This is a genomic window from Serratia sp. X10, from assembly GCF_017811775.1.
Taxonomy (GTDB): Bacteria; Pseudomonadota; Gammaproteobacteria; order Enterobacterales; family Enterobacteriaceae; genus Serratia; species Serratia ureilytica.
In genome coordinates this window covers 55,257-73,468 of record NZ_JAEIOH010000001.1, presented here as the reverse complement: position 1 = coordinate 73,468, position 18,212 = coordinate 55,257, and the positions used below count along the sequence as shown (strand labels likewise).

At 60.7% G+C, this 18,212-nt stretch carries 15 protein-coding genes; 8 read left to right on the top strand and 7 right to left on the bottom strand.

The features are described from left to right. Position 1: 1 nt before the first annotated feature. A complete protein-coding gene (locus tag J9788_RS00350) occupies positions 2 to 367 on the top strand; it encodes a DUF1801 domain-containing protein (RefSeq protein ID WP_171403356.1) in 366 nt (121 codons plus the stop codon). Between the two features lie 53 nt (positions 368 to 420). Here J9788_RS00350 and serS read toward each other — a convergent pair whose 3' ends face one another. The 5 genes from serS to lrp form a co-directional block, all read right to left on the bottom strand. Then, positions 421 to 1,713, bottom strand: coding sequence for a serine--tRNA ligase (serS, locus tag J9788_RS00345; protein ID WP_182264798.1), 1,293 nt, complete (start codon positions 1,711 to 1,713; stop codon positions 421 to 423). A gap of 109 nt (positions 1,714 to 1,822) precedes the next feature. Continuing rightward, positions 1,823 to 3,109 (bottom strand): replication-associated recombination protein A, encoded by a 1,287-nt coding sequence (locus J9788_RS00340; protein WP_182265115.1) that lies wholly within the window; start codon positions 3,107 to 3,109, stop codon positions 1,823 to 1,825. A gap of 67 nt (positions 3,110 to 3,176) precedes the next feature. After that, complete coding sequence (gene lolA / locus J9788_RS00335; protein WP_033642555.1) at positions 3,177 to 3,788, bottom strand: outer membrane lipoprotein chaperone LolA; 612 nt, start codon at positions 3,786 to 3,788, stop codon at positions 3,177 to 3,179. Positions 3,789 to 3,986: 198 nt separating this feature from the next. Beyond that, complete coding sequence (locus J9788_RS00330; protein WP_182264799.1) at positions 3,987 to 7,646, bottom strand: DNA translocase FtsK 4TM domain-containing protein; 3,660 nt, start codon at positions 7,644 to 7,646, stop codon at positions 3,987 to 3,989. A 120-nt stretch (positions 7,647 to 7,766) separates the two neighbouring features. Then, positions 7,767 to 8,261 (bottom strand): leucine-responsive transcriptional regulator Lrp, encoded by a 495-nt coding sequence (lrp, locus tag J9788_RS00325; protein ID WP_004928318.1) that lies wholly within the window; start codon positions 8,259 to 8,261, stop codon positions 7,767 to 7,769. Positions 8,262 to 8,316: 55 nt separating this feature from the next. Here lrp and J9788_RS00320 point away from each other — a divergent pair, with 55 nt between their 5' ends. The 6 genes from J9788_RS00320 to infA all read left to right on the top strand — a co-directional run bounded on the left by J9788_RS00320 (position 8,317) and on the right by infA (position 14,715). Beyond that, the gene (locus J9788_RS00320; RefSeq protein ID WP_182264800.1) at positions 8,317 to 8,757 is read left to right on the top strand and encodes a hypothetical protein; all 441 of its coding nucleotides are present in this window, start codon (positions 8,317 to 8,319) and stop codon (positions 8,755 to 8,757) included. 158 nt (positions 8,758 to 8,915) lie between these two features. After that, the gene (gene trxB / locus J9788_RS00315) at positions 8,916 to 9,887 is read left to right on the top strand and encodes a thioredoxin-disulfide reductase (RefSeq protein WP_019454557.1); all 972 of its coding nucleotides are present in this window, start codon (positions 8,916 to 8,918) and stop codon (positions 9,885 to 9,887) included. Between the two features lie 240 nt (positions 9,888 to 10,127). Beyond that, entirely contained in the window at positions 10,128 to 11,894 is a 1,767-nt protein-coding gene (cydD, locus tag J9788_RS00310; RefSeq protein ID WP_182264801.1) for a cysteine/glutathione ABC transporter permease/ATP-binding protein CydD, read from the top strand. Between the two features lie 2 nt (positions 11,895 to 11,896). Further along, positions 11,897 to 13,636, top strand: coding sequence for a cysteine/glutathione ABC transporter ATP-binding protein/permease CydC (cydC, locus tag J9788_RS00305; RefSeq protein ID WP_046897068.1), 1,740 nt, complete (start codon positions 11,897 to 11,899; stop codon positions 13,634 to 13,636). Between the two features lie 29 nt (positions 13,637 to 13,665). Further along, positions 13,666 to 14,391 (top strand): leucyl/phenylalanyl-tRNA--protein transferase, encoded by a 726-nt coding sequence (gene aat, locus J9788_RS00300; RefSeq protein ID WP_033650663.1) that lies wholly within the window; start codon positions 13,666 to 13,668, stop codon positions 14,389 to 14,391. A gap of 105 nt (positions 14,392 to 14,496) precedes the next feature. Next, entirely contained in the window at positions 14,497 to 14,715 is a 219-nt protein-coding gene (gene infA, locus J9788_RS00295; RefSeq protein WP_002211347.1) for a translation initiation factor IF-1, read from the top strand. A 205-nt stretch (positions 14,716 to 14,920) separates the two neighbouring features. Here infA and clpA read toward each other — a convergent pair whose 3' ends face one another. Next, positions 14,921 to 17,200, bottom strand: coding sequence for an ATP-dependent Clp protease ATP-binding subunit ClpA (gene clpA / locus J9788_RS00290; protein ID WP_025302261.1), 2,280 nt, complete (start codon positions 17,198 to 17,200; stop codon positions 14,921 to 14,923). Positions 17,201 to 17,227: 27 nt separating this feature from the next. Further along, entirely contained in the window at positions 17,228 to 17,548 is a 321-nt protein-coding gene (gene clpS / locus J9788_RS00285; RefSeq protein WP_004928347.1) for an ATP-dependent Clp protease adapter ClpS, read from the bottom strand. A 355-nt stretch (positions 17,549 to 17,903) separates the two neighbouring features. On the opposite strand from clpS, the gene cspD reads away from it, so the two are divergent. After that, complete coding sequence (gene cspD, locus J9788_RS00280; RefSeq protein ID WP_004928349.1) at positions 17,904 to 18,125, top strand: cold shock-like protein CspD; 222 nt, start codon at positions 17,904 to 17,906, stop codon at positions 18,123 to 18,125. Positions 18,126 to 18,212 lie beyond the last annotated feature (87 nt).

Here is an 18,212-nt window from a genome sequence, read left to right as displayed (position 1 = left end):
GATGAGTCAGGCAAATAATGCGGCGGTCGAGACCTTGCTGGCGGACATCGGCAGCACGCACGGCGAGCTGCTGGAGATCGTACAACAGGTACGCCGGGTCGCCGCGGCGAGCGGCAGTGGCGTCACCGAATCGGTCAAATACGGCGGCATCATGTTCTCGCATACTCAATTTTTCTGCGGCGTTTTCGCCTACCGCAGCCACGTCACGGTAGAGTTCGGCCAGGGCTACCGCCTGGAAGATCGTTATCACCTGCTCGAGGGCAACGGCCAGTATCGGCGGCACATCAAGCTCCACTCGCCCGCCGAAGTGAAAAGCAAGCACCTGGCGGACTACATTAAACAAGCCTACGCGCTGGCGACAGACTGAATTTCCGACATAAAAAAAGCGCCCGCAGGCGCTTTTTTCAAATGCTTTGCCGTTTAACCGATGTATTCCAGGCCGCCCATATAAGGACGCAGCACTTCAGGCACCTGAATGCGGCCGTCGGCCTGCTGGTAGTTTTCCAGCACCGCCACCAGCGTACGGCCGACCGCCAGGCCGGAACCGTTCAGCGTGTGAACCAGACGCGGTTTCTTATCGGCCTTGCTGCGGCAGCGCGCCTGCATGCGACGCGCCTGGAAGTCCCACATGTTGGAGCAGGACGAGATCTCGCGGTAGGTGTTCTGCGCCGGCAGCCACACTTCCAGATCGTAAGTCTTGCACGCGCCGAAGCCGATGTCTCCGGTGCACAGCAGCACCTTGCGGTAAGGCAGGTTCAGCAGCTGCAGCACTTTTTCCGCGTGCCCGGTCAGCTCTTCCAGGGCATCCATCGAATCTTCCGGACGGACGATCTGCACCATTTCAACCTTGTCGAACTGGTGCATGCGGATCAAACCACGGGTGTCGCGGCCGTAAGAACCGGCTTCCGCACGGAAGCATGGCGTGTGTGCGGTCATCTTCAGCGGCAGAGATTCCTCTTCCACGATCTCGTCGCGCACCAAGTTGGTCAGCGGCACTTCCGCCGTTGGGATCAGCGCGTAGTTGCTGCTGTCGGCTTCTTCTTCCAGCGGGCGGGTATGGAACAGATCTTCGCCGAACTTCGGCAGCTGGCCGGTGCCGTACAGCGTGGCGTGGTTGACCAGATAAGGCACGTAGGCCTCCAGATAGCCATGCTGCTCGGTGTGCAGATCCAGCATGAACTGGGACAGCGCGCGGTGCATGCGGGCGATTTGCCCTTTCATCACCACGAAGCGTGAACCGGTCAGCTTAACTGCGGCGGCAAAATCCAGCCCGCCGGCCATTTCGCCCAGATCGACGTGATCGCGCACCGCGAAGTCGTACTGGCGCGGTTCGCCCCAGCGGGTGACTTCCAGGTTTTCGCTGTCGTCTTTACCATCCGGCACCGCGTCGTCCGGCAGGTTAGGCAGCGTCAGGGCGTAATCGCGGATCTCGCTTTGCAGCGCATCCAGCGCCGCCTTGGCGGCATCCAGCTTGTCACCCAGCTCGTTCACTTCGCGACGCAGCGGCTCGATGTCTTCCCCACGCGCTTTGGCCGCGCCGATGGATTTCGATCGGGAGTTGCGTTCCGCTTGCAGCGTTTCAGTTTCTACCTGCAGAACTTTGCGGCGTTCTTCCTGCGAACGCAGCAGATCCAGATCGAGTTTAAAGCCTCGGCGAGCCAGTTTGACGGCGACTGCGTCTAGCTCATTACGCAGCAGATTGGGATCGAGCATGCTAATCCTGTGCTTGTTGTTATTGAAAGAAGTGTTGTTGTTCTATGCGGCTGATTTATAGCCGCATAAAAGAAGAGTGATACCCGCTAACCTTACCGCAACGGCCACGCTAGCGGTAGCGTTTTGTCGGGCTATTTTGATCCTGCTCAGCCAGCCATGCCAACTTTTCGCCGATTTTCCCTTCCAGCCCGCGCGAGGTCGGTTGGTAGTAGCGCGTATGGGCCATTTCGGGCGGGAAGTAGTTCTCGCCGGCGGCGTAGGCGTTGGGTTCGTCGTGGGCGTAACGGTACTCCGCCCCCAGCCCCATCTCCTTCATCAGCTTGGTCGGCGCGTTGCGCAAATGCTCCGGCACGTCATAATCGGCCTGCTCCCTGGCGTCGCGCATGGCGGCCTTGAACGCGGTGTAAACCGCGTTGCTTTTCGGCGCGCAGGCCAGATAGACGATCGCCTGCGCAATGGCGCGTTCGCCCTCCGCCGGCCCCACGCGGGTGAAACAATCCCAGGCGGCGATCGCCACCTGCATGCCGCGCGGATCGGCGTTGCCCACGTCTTCAGAGGCGATCGCCAACAGACGGCGCGCCACATAGAGCGGATCGCCGCCGGCGGTAATGATGCGCGCATACCAATACAGCGCGGCGTCCGGCGCCGAACCGCGCACCGATTTATGCAGCGCGGAAATCAGGTCGTAATAACGGTCGCCCTTGTTGTCGAAGCGCGCGCTGCGCTCGCCCGACACCTCTTTCAGCAGCTCCGGCGTCAGCACCCGTACGCCTTTGGCGTCGAGCTCCGCCATGTCCGCCATCATTTCCAGGCTGTTCAGCGCCCGGCGCGCATCGCCGCCCACCAGCTCCGACAGCAGGCGGCGCGTTTCCGCCGGCAGCTCGACGTTCTGGCCGCCAAAACCGCGCGCCTTGTCGTTCATCGCCTGATCCAGCACCTGGCCGATGTCTTCGGCGGTCAGCGCCTTCAACAAATAGACGCGGGCACGCGACAGCAGCGCCGAATTCAGTTCGAACGACGGGTTTTCGGTAGTGGCGCCGATAAAGGTGATGGTGCCGTCTTCAATGTGCGGCAGGAAGGCGTCCTGCTGACTTTTGTTGAAGCGGTGCACTTCATCGACGAACAGAATAGTGCGGCGGCCGGCGTCGCGGTTTTGCCGCGCCCGTTCGATCGCCTCGCGGATCTCCTTGATCCCGGAGGTCACGGCGGAAATTCGTTCGACATCCGCCTGACCATAACGGCCGATCAGCTCTGCCAGCGTCGTCTTCCCGGTGCCCGGCGGCCCCCATAAAATCATCGAGTGCAGCTGCCCGGCCTCGATGGCACGCGGCAGCGGCTTGCCGGCGGCCAGCAGGTGCTGCTGGCCGATATACTGCGCCAGCGTGGTCGGCCGCATACGCGCGGCCAACGGCTGGAACTCGTTCTGGGAAAAATCGAGCGACAGATTATTACTCACTTGCACCTCACTGGCGCTGGTCGTCCAGCGTCACCCCCTTAGGCGGGGTAAATTTGAATTTGGCCGGATCGGCGGTGACGTTCTGCTGGCTTTTCAGCGTATAAGCGCTGCGCTGGCCGTCCTGCTCCACCGCGGCGAAGCTGCGGATGGTGCCGCTGTTGGTCACGCTGATGGCGAACTGCTTCAGGTTGCCGCTGGCGGATTTCGGCGTCAGCTCGAAATCATCGCCCTTTTGCTTCACGTTGTACTGCTTCCAGTCGCTGGCATTGTTGCGGGTGATCAGCATAAACGGCGTATTGCCGGTGGCGTTCTTCAGCCAGGTCGCCGTCACCTGCTCAACGAACGGGTTATAGAACCACAGGGTTTGGCCATCGGAGACCAGCACGCTCTCATCGGGTGACGTCATGTGCCAGTTGAACAGGTTCGGCCGCTTCACCCACAGCTCGCCTTCACCCTGTTGCACCGCGGCGCCGTCGGCGCTGGTCACGGTTTGCGAGAAGCTGGCGTGGAAACTGTTCACCTTCGCCAGGCGACTTTGCAGATCCTGTGCGGCGTCGGCCAGCACGGAGGTAGAAGCGAATCCCGAAAGCAGACAGCAGGCAACTAACAGTTTTTTCATTATTCCAGATACCTTATGAAATGCGTTAACCGCAAGGCGGCGCCGTGCGGGTCAAATCAACCCTTTACCCCGTTACTTTACCCGAAGCCGGCGAACGGCCGGTAGGCCAATGTTCCGAGAAGAAACGGGTTTACGCTTCTTTGCACAAGGGCCGCTTAAGCGGCCCTTTCTTATTGAGTTGCAATGGTTAAACGACCATCAATCGTGCCGCGGCGGCGCCAGCACCTCGCGGTTGCCGTTGTGCCCCTGCTCGCTGACGATGCCCTGCGCTTCCATCTGTTCGATGATGCGCGCGGCGCGGTTATAGCCGATGCGGAACTGGCGCTGTACGCCGGAGATGGAGGCGCGGCGTTTATCCACCACGAAATCCACCGCCTGATCAAACAGCGGATCCAGCTCTTCGTCACCGTCCATACCGCCGCCGGCACCGCCCTCGCCGTCTTCACCGCCGCTGAGAATGCCCTCTTTATATTGGGGCCGCTCGCGCGCTTTCCAATCCTTGACCACCGCATGCACTTCCTGATCGCGCACGAATGCGCCATGTACGCGCACCGGGATCGAGGAGTTCGGCGCCAGATAAAGCATATCACCCATGCCCAGCAAGGACTCGGCGCCCCCCTGATCGAGGATGGTGCGAGAGTCGATCTTGCTCGACACGGTAAAGGCGATACGCGTCGGGATGTTGGCCTTGATAAGGCCGGTGATCACATCCACCGACGGACGCTGGGTCGCCAGCACCAGGTGGATACCCGCCGCACGCGCTTTCTGCGCCAGGCGAGCGATCAACTCTTCGACCTTCTTGCCCACCGTCATGATCAGATCGGCGAATTCGTCGACCATCACCACGATGTACGGCTCTTTCTCCAGCACCGGCGGCGTGATGTCCATGCTGTCGGTCGGCTTCCAGAATGGATCCGGGATCGGACGCCCCATCGCTTCGGCCTGATCGACGCGCTCGTTGTAGCCGGCCAGGTTACGCACGCCCAGAGCTGACATCAGCTTGTAGCGGCGTTCCATTTCACCCACGCACCAGCGCAGCGCGTTGGCGGCGTCTTTCATGTCGGTGACCACGTCGGTCAACAGGTGTGGAATGCCTTCGTAAACCGACAGCTCCAGCATTTTCGGGTCGATCATGATAAAGCGCACTTCTTTCGGCGTGGCCTTATACAAGATGCTCAGGATCATGGCGTTGACCCCGACCGACTTACCGGAACCGGTGGTACCGGCGACCAGCAAGTGCGGCATTTTGCCCAGATCGGCCACTACCGGTTCGCCGGAGATGTCTTTACCCAATACGATGGACAGTGGCGACGGATTGTCACGGAAAGCCGGGCAATCCAGCACCTCGCGCAGATATACCGTTTGCCGCTTGGCGTTCGGCAGCTCCAGACCGACATAAGGCTTACCGGGGATCACTTCCACCACGCGCACTGCCGAAGTCGACAGCGAGCGCGCCAGATCGCGCGACAGGTTGGAAATGCGCGCCGCTTTAACGCCCGGCGCCAGATCCAGCTCGAAGCGGGTGATGACCGGCCCCGGCAGGATGTCCACCACGTCGGCTTTCACGCGATAATCGGCCAGGCTGGCCTCCACCAGGCGCGCTTTCTGTTCCAGCGCGAAGGAATCGACCGGCTCCACCTCTTTCGGCGCTTCTGTCAGCAGATCCAGCGTCGGCAGCGGCGTGGTCGGTTTCTGCAGCGGCTGATCGTTGCGCATCAGGAACGGGTGAATCAAACTGTCCATCGCCGGATGCTGCTCGGCCTGAGGTTGCTGAGGCTGCTGAGGCTGCTGCACCTGCGGCTGTTGCTGCGGCTGCTGATATTGCGGTTGCGACGGCTGCTGATACGGTTGCTGCTGCGGCTGTTGGTATTGCTGCGGCTGAGGGTGCGATTGCTGAGGTTGAGCAGCCGGCGCCGCAGGCTCAAACTGACCGAACGGCACGTCGTCCTCTTGCTCGCTTTCCAGTTCAATGCGCTCTTCAAGCTGCGGCGACAGCGTGAACATCGGCTCGCTCGGGCCATCGTCCACCAGATCCGCCATCGGCGAGAAGCTGAAAGCATTGCGGGTATCGACCGGGCTGGCGGCCGGCGCCTGCGGAGCAGGCTCTTGCTGGCCATAACGCGCCTGCTGCTGCTCGGCGAATGCCTGACGCAGCGCAGCCTCTTGCCGCGCCGCTTCGTCGTCCTGCTGGTGTTCGCCGTAACGCTGGCTCTGTTGCTCGGCGAACGCTTTGCTCAGCTCGGCCTCCTGCTGAGCCTGTTCATCATCCTGCTCCGGCGCGTAGCTTTCGCCGTAGCGCTGGCTTTGCTGCTCGGCGAACGCCTGGCGCAGCGCGGCTTCTTGCAGCGCCTCTTCTTCCTGCGGGTTCGCCGCCGTCAGCTGTTGAGGCTCCGCCTCTGTCTGCCGCTGTTCCTGTTCGGCCGCACGCTGCGAAGGCAGCTTGATGCCGTAGGAAGCCAGCTCGCGACGGGTCGGGATGCGCACCGGGTTCGGCCGCGGCAGTTCAGGGCCGATGCCCTGCTTAACCTGCGGATTGCCGTCGCTGGTCGCCGTGAAGGCCGGCATAAAGGTCGCCGCCGCAACGCCCGCAGCAGCGGCTGCCGCCGTATCCGGCTGCGGTTTGGCGCCGGTGGCGCTGAAACCGTTCGAACTGCCGATGTCAACGCTGTCACGCTGTGCGGCGGTAAAATCAAAGGGAGAACGCGCCGGCGGCTGCGGCGCGGCCGGCTCTTGCCAGTTGCCGAGGCGCGGCTCATCGTCATCCTGATAAGGATCGACAGGACGCGTCGCCTTAGGCGCAGGCGTTTCTTCCGGGATCTCGAAGGAGTACAGCGGCGGCGTAGCGTCTTGCGCCGGCGCACTTATCGGGTGCTGATTGACCGAGGCCGGTGCGGCCGGCGCCACCGTTACCGACGGCGCCTGAGCGGCGATCGGCGCAGCAACGGGCTCGTGGATCTCTGCCTTCACCGTCGGTGCAGGCGAAGCCACCGGCGCGCTGGGTGCAGCTTCTGCTTCAAGCTCGCCATCGTCGGCGCGCAGGCCGCTGAGCAACGGATCGGCGGCGTCTTCCGCCGCCGCTTTGGCGCTTTCGGTGACCGAAGGCGCGGAGAACAGCACGTCGTCATCGGCGGCTGTGGCTCCGGCGGCAGTCGCGGCAGCTGCTGCTGCGGCGCCCTTCCCTGCCTGCTCAGGTTCGTCGTCAACGTAACGCTCGTCATCTTCGAAATAGCGTTCTTCGCGGCGTGAGCGATTGGTCATCACCGTCGCAACGCCCAACACCGCCCCGCCGATCTTCTCGGCGATCACCAGCCAGGACCAGCCGGTAAACAGCGTCAACCCCGCCGCCCATACGCACAGCAGCGCCAGCGTAGCGCCGATGCCGTTGAACCACGGCAACATGGCGTTGCTCAGCAGGCTGCCGATCACGCCGCCGGAGGCGAAGTAATAGAGATCGTCAACGTTCAGCGCCGCCAACCCGCAGGAGGTGAGCACTAACGCCAGGGTGCCGATCAGGCGCAGGGAAAGCGCGAAATAGTCGATGTAGTCTCTGTTGCTGCGTTGGCGATAAGCCGCCCAGCACAGGACCAGCATGATCGGCGGTATCGCGTAAGCGAGCACACCGAAGGTGAAAAACAGCGTATCGGCCAACCAGGCCCCGACACCGCCGCCCAGATTGTGAATCGGCTCATGCCACGCGGTCTGCGACCAGCTTGGGTCAGACGGGTTGAAACTGACCAACGCAGCCATGAGGTAAACGGCAAAAATCGCTACCACGATAAGCACAGCTTCCAGCAAACGCCGGCCACTGCTGAGTCTTTTCAGGGTAACTTCTTTATCTTCTGTATATTCCTGGCTCAAGAAAGGCTCTCCAGGTTCCTGTTAGCTGACATAGCAACAGCGCCGAGAAACTGCCCCGGCGCCGAAACTGTATGAATAAACAGGAGTGTAACCAATTTAATCAGGTTTTGCACCTGCACCTTACCGTGTTTTGATAACCAGACGGTTACTCTGTTTCACTTCTTCCATCACTACGTAGGTACGGGTGTCGTTAACCCCCGGCAAACGCAGCAAGGTTTCGCCCAGCAATTTGCGGTAAGCCGACATGTCCGGTACGCGGGTTTTCAACAGGTAGTCGAAATCGCCGGAAACCAGATGACACTCCTGAATCTCTTCAAGCTTCTGCACTGCCGAGTTGAATTGCTCAAACACATCCGGCGCGCCGCGGTTCAACGTGATCTCCACGAAAACCAGCAGCGACGCATCCAGATAATGCGGGTTCAGCAATGCGGTATAGCCATGAATGAAACCCTGGCGCTCGAGACGGCGCACGCGCTCCAAACATGGTGTCGGGGATAACCCCACGCGCTTCGAAAGCTCGACGTTCGAAATACGCCCATCCTTCTGCAGCTCATTCAGGATGTTGCGGTCGATACGGTCAAGATCTTTACCCGGGCGTTTCTTGTTGTCTGCCATTATTATTGTCTCTCTTATTTTCTTCCGTGCACTTGCCACACCCTAGCCAACGTCAATGTGTAAGGGTTCGTTCCAAGCGAAGACCCGATGCCTGTCATGTGCTTCTTCACTACCATCATTCCACGCCGCGCAGCCTGTCTGTCCAACTCCGCGCAGCGCCGGCAACGATGTTTCGGTCGAGAAAAAATCAGCAAACGCTTGCGCGTCCTGCTCCGCACTCCCGCTGCGTATCGTCACCTTGCGGCGCAAATACGTACGATTTTCTGGTGTTACGGGGATAATTTCTTCTTCCTATGATGTTTTCGCAAATGCGCAGCGGATTGTCAAAGTAAAAGAAGCAAAATCAGAACAACGTACCGTCATGAAAAGTCTGCATCCCATTTTTGATTATGAATCGCTGGCCGATAAGCCCCGGCAGGGAACGGCGGAAGCCGCAGAGTGCGCCGTTTTTGCACGGTTGGCGATTCGCTGGCCGCATGCGGTTTTGATAAGTTAAATTTCTGCGTTCGACGAACCATTTACCGACAACGGATGCATTAATAGGCGACAACTATCATACAAATCGTTAACAACGTCGCCCGGCGCTTTTTTTACTGCGCCATTTTCCCTACAATCGGCTTCATTGTCCGCCATTGTGGAATAAAGAGGTTATTCATGGGCACGGCTAAACATAGCAAATTACTGATTCTGGGTTCCGGCCCGGCCGGTTACACCGCCGCCGTCTACGCGGCGCGCGCCAACCTGAACCCGGTGCTGATCACTGGCCTGGAACAAGGCGGCCAGCTGACCACCACCACCGAAGTGGAAAACTGGCCCGGCGACGCCGAAGGCCTGACCGGCCCGGCGTTGATGGAGCGCATGCGCGAGCACGCGGAGAAGTTCCAGACTGAAATCGTCTTCGACCACATCAACAGCGTCGATCTACAGCAGCGTCCGTTCCGCCTGTTCGGCGACAGCGGTGAATACAGCTGCGACGCGCTGATCATCGCAACCGGCGCCTCCGCCCGCTATCTGGGCCTGCCTTCCGAAGACGCGTTCAAGGGCAAAGGCGTTTCCGCCTGCGCAACCTGCGACGGTTTCTTCTACCGCAACCAGAAAGTCGCGGTGGTCGGCGGCGGCAATACCGCCGTTGAAGAAGCGCTGTACCTGTCAAACATCGCCGCCGAGGTTCACCTGATCCACCGCCGCGACAGCTTCCGCTCGGAGAAAATCCTGATCGACCGGCTGATGGAAAAAGTGAAAAGCGGCAACATCGTGCTGCACACCGACCATACCCTGGATGAAGTACTGGGCGATGAAATGGGCGTGACCGGCGTGCGCATCCGCAGCACCAAAGCGGAGAACGAAACCCGTGAGCTGGAACTGGCCGGCGTGTTCATCGCCATCGGCCACAGCCCGAACACCGGCATCTTCGGCGGTCAGCTGGAGCTGGAAAACGGCTACATCAAGGTGCAGTCCGGCATTCACGGCAATGCGACCCAAACCACTATCCCCGGCGTCTTCGCCGCGGGCGACGTGATGGATCACATCTACCGTCAGGCGATCACCTCCGCCGGCACCGGCTGCATGGCGGCGCTGGACGCAGAGCGTTATCTGGACGGCATCGCCGGCGCGGAAGTCTGCTAAGACGTTTTCATCATCGGCAAAAAGCGGCTCTCGAGCCGCTTTTTTTGTTTCTGGGTTTAGCAATCTCTCCTTCCCATCTGTTATAGCCATATTTGCCCGCTTTATTCTTTTCAGTCTGCCGGGTGACGAGGTAACATGAGGCCTCGCTTGTTTGTCGCCGATTGCGCCAAACACTATTATTTAACAGTACGTTAACCCAGCCCGTAACAAACGGGCGCCGGCGACGCAGACGCATATCTGATGAAAAAAACCAGACAGCAACAGTTAACCCGTTGGCTTAAAACCCAGAGTTCGTTAGCGCAGCGTTGGCTGCGCCTTTCCATGCTGTTGGGGCTGTTCAGCGGCCTGCTGATCGTGGCGCAGGCGTGGCTGCTGGCCAGCCTGCTGCACGCCCTGATCATCGAGCACATCCCGCGCGAACAGCTGATCCCTTCGTTTATCTGGCTGATCGTCGCGTTCGCGCTGCGGGCGCTGCTTAGCTGGCTGCGGGAGCGGGTCGGTTTTCTGTGCGGGCAGGTGATCCGCCAGCGTATGCGCCGGCAGGTGCTGGATAAACTGCAGCAGCTCGGGCCGGCCTGGATCCAGGGCAAACCGGCGGGCAGCTGGGCCAGCATCATCGTCGAGCAGATCGAGGATATGCAGGACTATTACTCGCGCTATCTGCCGCAGATGTATCTGGCGGTGTTTATCCCGCTGCTGATCCTGATCGCCGTCTTCCCGATCAACTGGGCCGCCGGTTTGATTCTGTTGGCGACCGCGCCGCTGATCCCGCTGTTTATGGCGCTGGTGGGCATGGGGGCCGCCGACGCCAACCGCCGCAACTTTGTGGCGCTGGCGCGACTGAGCGGTAACTTCCTCGACCGCCTGCGCGGCCTGGACACCCTGCGGCTGTTCGACCGCGCGCAGGCCGAAACCGCGCAGATCGCCAAATCCTCCGAAGACTTCCGCAGCCGCACCATGGAAGTGCTGCGCATGGCTTTCCTCTCCTCCGGCGTGCTGGAGTTCTTCGCGTCGATCTCCATCGCCGTAGTGGCGGTGTATTTCGGTTTTTCTTACCTCGGCGAACTCAACTTCGGCAGCTATGGCCTCGGCGTAACGCTGTTTTCCGGTTTTCTGGTGCTGATTCTGGCGCCGGAGTTCTTCCAACCGCTGCGCGATCTCGGCACCTTCTATCATGCCAAGGCGCAGGCGGTCGGCGCGGCGGAAGCGCTGGAAACCTTCCTCAGCGCCGAAGGCGAGCAGATGGGCAACGGCACGCGGCAGCTGCCCGCCGATCAGCCGCTGACGCTGCAGGCGAACGAGTTGGAAATCCTGTCGCCGAACGGCGTGCTGCTGGCCGGGCCGCTGAGTTTCACCCTGCAACCGCAGCAGCGCGTGGCGCTGGTCGGGCTGAGCGGCGCCGGTAAAAGCTCACTGCTCAATCTGCTGCTCGGCTTCCTGCCCTACCGTGGGTCGTTGACCGTCAACGGCGTCGAGCTGCGTGAACTGTCCGCAGAAAACTGGCGTCAACAGCTCAGCTGGGTCGGGCAGAACCCGCACCTGCCGGCGCAAACCTTGCGTGCCAATATCCTGTTGGGCTGCCCACAGGCCGACGAAGCGCAGCTGCAGCAGGCGGTGGAACACGCCTACGTCAGCGAACTGTTGCCCTATCTGCCACAGGGGCTCGACACCGAAGTAGGCGACAACGCCGCCCGCCTGTCGGTCGGCCAGGCGCAGCGCGTGGCGGTCGCCCGGGCGCTGATCGGCCCGCGCCGCTTGCTGCTGCTCGATGAACCGGCCGCCAGCCTCGATGCCCATAGCGAACAACGGGTGATGCAGGCGTTGAATGCCGCTTCGCATCAACAAACCACCCTGCTGGTGACGCATCAGTTGGAAGATACCGAAGACTACGATCAGATTTGGGTGATGGATAACGGGCGTATCGTGCAACAGGGCGATTACGCCACCCTCAGCGCCCAACCGGGCCTGTTCGCCACTCTGATCGCCCACCGCCGCGGGGAGCTTTAATCATGCGCGTGTTGCTGCCGTTTTTGGCGTTGTATCGCCGCCATAGCCTGCTGATTAGCCTGGGCATCATTTTGGCGATCGTCACCCTGCTGGCCAGCATCGGCCTGCTGGCGCTCTCCGGCTGGTTCCTGGCCGCCTCTTCGCTGGCCGGATTGGCGGGCCTGCTAACCTTCAACTACATGCTGCCCGCCGCCGGCGTGCGCGGCGCGGCGATCTTCCGCACCGCCGGGCGCTACGCCGAGCGCGTGGTCAGCCACGACGCCACCTTCCGCGTGCTGTCGCACCTGCGGGTGTTCACCTTCAGCAAGATCCTGCCGCTGACGCCGGGCGGCATCGCCCGTTTCCGCCAGGCCGACCTGCTCAACCGCCTGGTGGCGGACGTGGACACGCTGGATCATCTTTATCTGCGGGTGATCTCGCCACTGGTAGGCGCGGCGGCGGTGATCCTGGTCGTCACTTACGGCCTGAGCTGGCTGGATCCTGCGCTCGCCCTGACGCTCGGCGGCATTCTGCTGCTGCTGCTGCTGCTGCTGCCGCCGGTGTTCTATCGCGCCGGCAAACCGATCGGCGGCCAACTCACCGCGCTGCGCGGCCAATACCGCACCGACCTGACCGCCTGGCTGCAGGGGCAGGCGGAACTGGTGGTGTTCGGTGCCGTCAACGACTTCCGCCAGACGCTGAACGCCACCGAACAGCGGTGGCAACGCCGCCAGTGGCAGCAGGCCTCGCTGAGCGGCAAGGCGCAGGCGCTGATGATCCTCGCCAGCGGGCTGACGGTAACGCTGCTGCTGTGGCTGACCGCCGCGGGCATCGGCGGCGATACCCAACCCGGCGCGTTGATCGCGCTGTTTGTCTTCGCCGCGCTGGCGTCGTTCGAAGCGCTGATGCCGGTGGCCGGCGCCTTCCAGCATCTCGGTCAGGTGATCGCCTCCGCCACGCGGGTCAAACAGATCATCGATCGCCAACCGGAAGTCACCTTCCCTGCCGCCGGCCCGGCCGCTGCCGATCGGGCGCAGCTCAGCCTGCAGCAGTTGAGTTTCACCTACCCCGATCAGCCGCAGCCGGTGCTGCGCGACGTCACGCTTGAGGTGGCGGCCGGCGAACACATCGCCTTGCTCGGCCGCACCGGCTGCGGCAAGTCCACCCTGCTGCAGCTGCTGACCCGCGCCTGGCGCACCGATGGCGGAAAAATTCTGCTCAACGGCGAACCGCTGGAGGATTATGATGAAACCACGCTGCGCCGAATGACCACGGTCGTCAGCCAGCGAGTGCATATCTTCAGCGATACGCTGCGGGAAAACCTGCGGCTGGCCGCACCAGATGCCGACGACGCTCGTTTGAGTGACGTGCTGCAGCAGGTAGGGCTCGGCAAATTGCTGGAAAGCGACGGCGGACTGAACGCCTGGCTCGGCGAAGGCGGCCGGCAACTGTCCGGCGGCGAACAGCGCCGTCTGGGCATCGCCCGCGCGCTGCTGCATCCGGCCCCGCTGCTGCTGCTTGACGAACCGACCGAAGGGTTGGACGCCGAAACCGAACAGCAGATCCTGGCGCTGCTGCGCCGGCATTGTCAGGAAAAGACGCTGATCCTGGTGACGCACCGCCTGTACGGTCTGGAACATCTCGACCGCATTTGCGTGATGGACGACGGCCGGATTGTCGAACAAGGCAATCACGCGGCCCTGATGCGCCAGCAGGGCCGCTATGCCCGCTTTCGCAACCGTATCAGCAACCTGGCGCCTTAATCGGCCCGTAGAGGACGCAGAGACCCTGTATGCGCATCGTTAAGCTCTCCCCGCAGTCGCTGGCGTTTCCCTCGCCTGAGGGCGCTCTGCGCGACCCCAACGGCCTGCTGGCGATCGGTGGCGACCTCACGGCGCCGCGGCTGCTGGCGGCCTATGAGCGCGGCATCTTCCCCTGGTACTCGCCGGGAGAGGCCATCCTGTGGTGGTCGCCCGATCCGCGTGCGGTGCTGTTCCCGGCCGAGTTTCATCTTAACCGCAGCCTGAAACGCTTTCTGCGCCACGATCCGTTTCGCATCACGCTCAATCACGACTTCGCTGCGGTGATCGCCGCCTGCGCCCACCGGCCGGATGAAGGCACCTGGATCGGCCCGGAGGTGCAGCGCGCCTATCAGCATCTGCATCGCCTCGGCTACGCGCACTCGGTGGAGGTCTGGCAGGATGATCAACTGGTTGGCGGCATGTACGGCGTGGCGCAGGGCGCGTTGTTCTGCGGCGAATCGATGTTCAGCCGCGTCACCAACGCCTCAAAATGCGCATTGATGGCCTTTTGCCGCCATTTTGCCGCTTATGGCGGGGAATTGATTGACTGCCAGGTGCTGAACGCTCACACTGCCCGCCTTGGCGCGCGTGAAATTCCGCGCCGTCAATTTTTGCAGCAGCTCAGCACCCTTCAACGGCGGCCTTTGGCACCGGCGTGCTGGGAGCCGCAAGTCATATCCCCACAGCCGGTTGAACCGCCCTATCCAGTAAACTAATTGATGGAAACGGTGCAATGTTCACCGACACATCTTTACATAATGGGGGTTTTTCGGCATTATCTTGCCGGTTAAAAACTAAGGTAGTTAGACCTAGAGGATTCGATGGCCAAAGAAGACAATATTGAAATGCAGGGCACCGTTCTTGATACGCTGCCCAACACCATGTTCCGCGTTGAATTGGAAAACGGGCACGTGGTAACCGCACACATCTCCGGTAAAATGCGTAAAAACTATATCCGCATCCTGACGGGCGACAAAGTCACTGTAGAGCTGACCCCGTACGACCTGAGCAAAGGCCGCATTGTCTTCCGTAGCCGTTAATCGGCTCACCGCGCGCCACACGCTGGCGGCATCGAGGATGTAATCCCTCGGGAGCCCTTTCCGTTTACCCCCGCAGCGACGTTAAACAACGGGTTGCAGGTGCGCAGGTAAACTGAGAGGGCTCACTCGTTTCTGTTGTACGGTGAATCTCACCCATAAAAAAAGCGATGCCGAAGCATCGCTTTTTCTTTGCCTGAAAGCGGCCTTAGTGCACCGCGCCCTCGTCCGCCTTGCGCTTGGCGGCGCTGAGGAAGTGGTAAGTCAGCTGTTTTTTGTCCTTGTCCAGCTCGACCTTCACGGAACCGCCGTCCACCAGCGAACCGAACAACAACTCGTTGGCCAACGGTTTCTTCAGGTTTTCCTGCATGACGCGCGCCATCGGACGAGCGCCCATCGCACGGTCGTAACCCTTCACCGACAGCCAATCGCGCGCTTCGTCGCTCACTTCCAGCGAGACGCCCTTCGCATCCAGCTGCGCCTGCAGTTCGACGATAAACTTGTCGACCACCTGCTGAATCACCTCGGTAGACAGATGGTTGAACCAGATGATGTTGTCCAGACGGTTGCGGAACTCCGGCGTAAACACCTTCTTGATCTCTTCCATCGCGTCGGTGCTGTTGTCCTGCTGCACCAGGCCGATCGACTTGCGTTCGGTTTCCCGCACCCCGGCGTTGGTGGTCATCACCAGGATCACATTGCGGAAGTCCGCCTTGCGGCCGTTGTTGTCGGTCAGCGTACCGTTGTCCATCACCTGCAGCAGCAGGTTGAACACGTCCGGGTGCGCCTTCTCGATCTCATCGAGCAGCACCACCGCATGCGGATGCTTGATCACCGCATCGGTCAGCAGCCCGCCCTGATCGTAACCAACGTAGCCCGGAGGCGCGCCGATCAGACGGCTGACGGTATGCCGCTCCATGTACTCGGACATGTCGAAACGCAGCAGCTCGATATCCATCGCCTTGGCCAGCTGTACGGTGACCTCGGTTTTCCCGACCCCGGTCGGCCCGGCGAACAGGAAGGAACCGACCGGCTTGCGCTCGTGGCCCAGACCGGCGCGGCTCATCTTGATCGCTTCCGTCAACGCTTCGATCGCCTGATCCTGGCCGAATACCAGCATCTTCAAGCGATCGCCCAGGTTTCTCAGCACGTCGCGATCGCTGGCCGACACAGTTTTCTCCGGGATGCGAGCGATACGCGCCACCACGGATTCGATATCGGCCACGTTGACGGTTTTCTTGCGCTTGCTGGCCGGCATCAACCGGCTGCGGGCGCCCGCCTCGTCGATCACGTCGATCGCCTTGTCCGGCAGATGGCGATCGTTGATGTATTTCACCGACAGCTCCACCGCGGCGCGGATCGCCTTGGCGGTATAACGCACGTCGTGGTGCGCTTCATACTTGGTCTTCAGGCCGTTGATGATCTGAACGGTCTCTTCCGCCGTCGGTTCGGTGATATCGATCTTCTGGAAACGGCGCGCCAGAGCGCGATCCTTTTCGAAGATGTTGCTGAACTCCTGGTAGGTGGTCGAGCCGATCACCCGGATCTTGCCGCTCGACAGCAGCGGTTTGATCAGGTTGGCGGCATCCACCTGCCCGCCGGAAGCCGCACCGGCGCCGATGATGGTGTGAATTTCATCGATGAACAGGATGCTGTTCTGATCCTGTTCCAGCTGCTTGAGCAGCGCCTTGAAGCGTTTCTCGAAGTCGCCGCGGTATTTGGTGCCGGCCAGCAGTGAACCGATATCCAGCGAATACAGCGTGCAGTCCGCCATCACTTCCGGCACGTCGCCCTGCACGATACGCCAGGCCAGGCCTTCGGCGATGGCGGTCTTGCCCACGCCGGATTCGCCGACCAGCAGCGGGTTGTTTTTACGACGACGGCACAGCACCTGAATCGCGCGCTCCAGCTCACGATCGCGGCCGATCAGCGGATCGATGCCGCCCACACGGGCCAACTGATTGAGGTTGGTGGTGAAGTTTTCCATACGGTCTTCCCCTCCGGACTGCTCTTCGTTCACCGGGTTTTCCGCATTCGGCGCTTGGCCCGGCTCGTCTTTACGCGTGCCATGTGAAATGAAGTTCACCACGTCGAGACGGCTGACGTCGTGCTTGCGCAGCAGATAGGCCGCCTGCGATTCCTGCTCGCTGAAAATAGCCACCAACACGTTGGCGCCGGACACTTCGCTGCGGCCGGAGGATTGCACATGGAAGACCGCGCGCTGCAGCACGCGCTGGAAGCTGAGCGTCGGCTGAGTGTCGCGCTCTTCTTCGCCGGCGGGCAGCGTCGGTGTGGTTTGTTCGATGAAGGCTTCCAGCTCCTGGCGCAACGCGGCCAGATCCACCGTACATGCCTCGAGCGCTTCTCGCGCGGCAGGGTTGCTCAGCAACGCCAGCAACAGGTGCTCCACGGTCATAAACTCGTGTCTGTGCTCACGCGCCCTGGCGAAAGCCATGTTGAGACTGAGTTCCAGTTCTTGATTGAGCATAAGCACCTCCCCAATAGATTGCCTTATTCAGGCTTTTTCCAGCGTACAAAGCAACGGATGCTCGTTCTCCCTTGCGTACCGGTTCACATGGACGACTTTGGTTTCCGCCACCTCGGCGGTAAAAACACCACAGATCGCCTTGCCTTGATAGTGGACCGTGAGCATCAGTTGCGTTGCGCGTTCAATATCATAAGAAAAGAACTTTTGCAGAACGTCAATCACAAATTCCATCGGTGTGTAATCGTCGTTGTTAAGTATAACTTTATACATAGACGGCGGTTTTACCGCATCGATTTGTTTTTCTTCGGCTAAGTGTTCAAAATTTAGCCAATCGTTGTTATTGCCCATCGCTGCTCATCTTCTCTGCTCTGCCCTCTGATATGGGGACAGGTTTCGGTTATTCAAAGTGGGGATAGTTACTATTTTATCATCTTCGGCATCGTCCCGCCGCACTGTAACGTGCGCAAAAAAACGGGCCAATTGTGACTGAATCGTGGCAATAGCGTTACCTGCTTCAAACTTTGGTGAACTGCTCCCCGCCGACAAAAGCCGATCCCTTGACGCCCCGATCATTTGCTCTAGAGTGTAAATTCGTGGCTGGTGGTCTTTTAACCACCCCTTGTCCACCCTGCTACTCGCCCACGGCGAGTGCGAAATCAGTTATTCATCTCACTTAAAATAGCGTTGCGAGGGATGTAAAAGCATGGAGACGGGTACTGTTAAATGGTTTAACAACGCCAAAGGTTTTGGCTTCATCTGCCCAGCCGGCGGCGGCGAAGATATTTTCGCGCATTATTCCACAATCAAGATGGATGGTTACAGAACGTTGAAGGCGGGCCAGCAGGTCAGCTTCGACGTGCATCAAGGGCCCAAAGGCAACCATGCCAGTCTTATTGTGCCAGTGGAAAGCGAGGCGCTGTCCTAAACGCTTCCGGCAGCGTCGCGCTGCACTGACTCTGACTGCGATAAAAATGCCAGCCGCCGTGTGACTGGCATTTTTTATGCCTGTGAC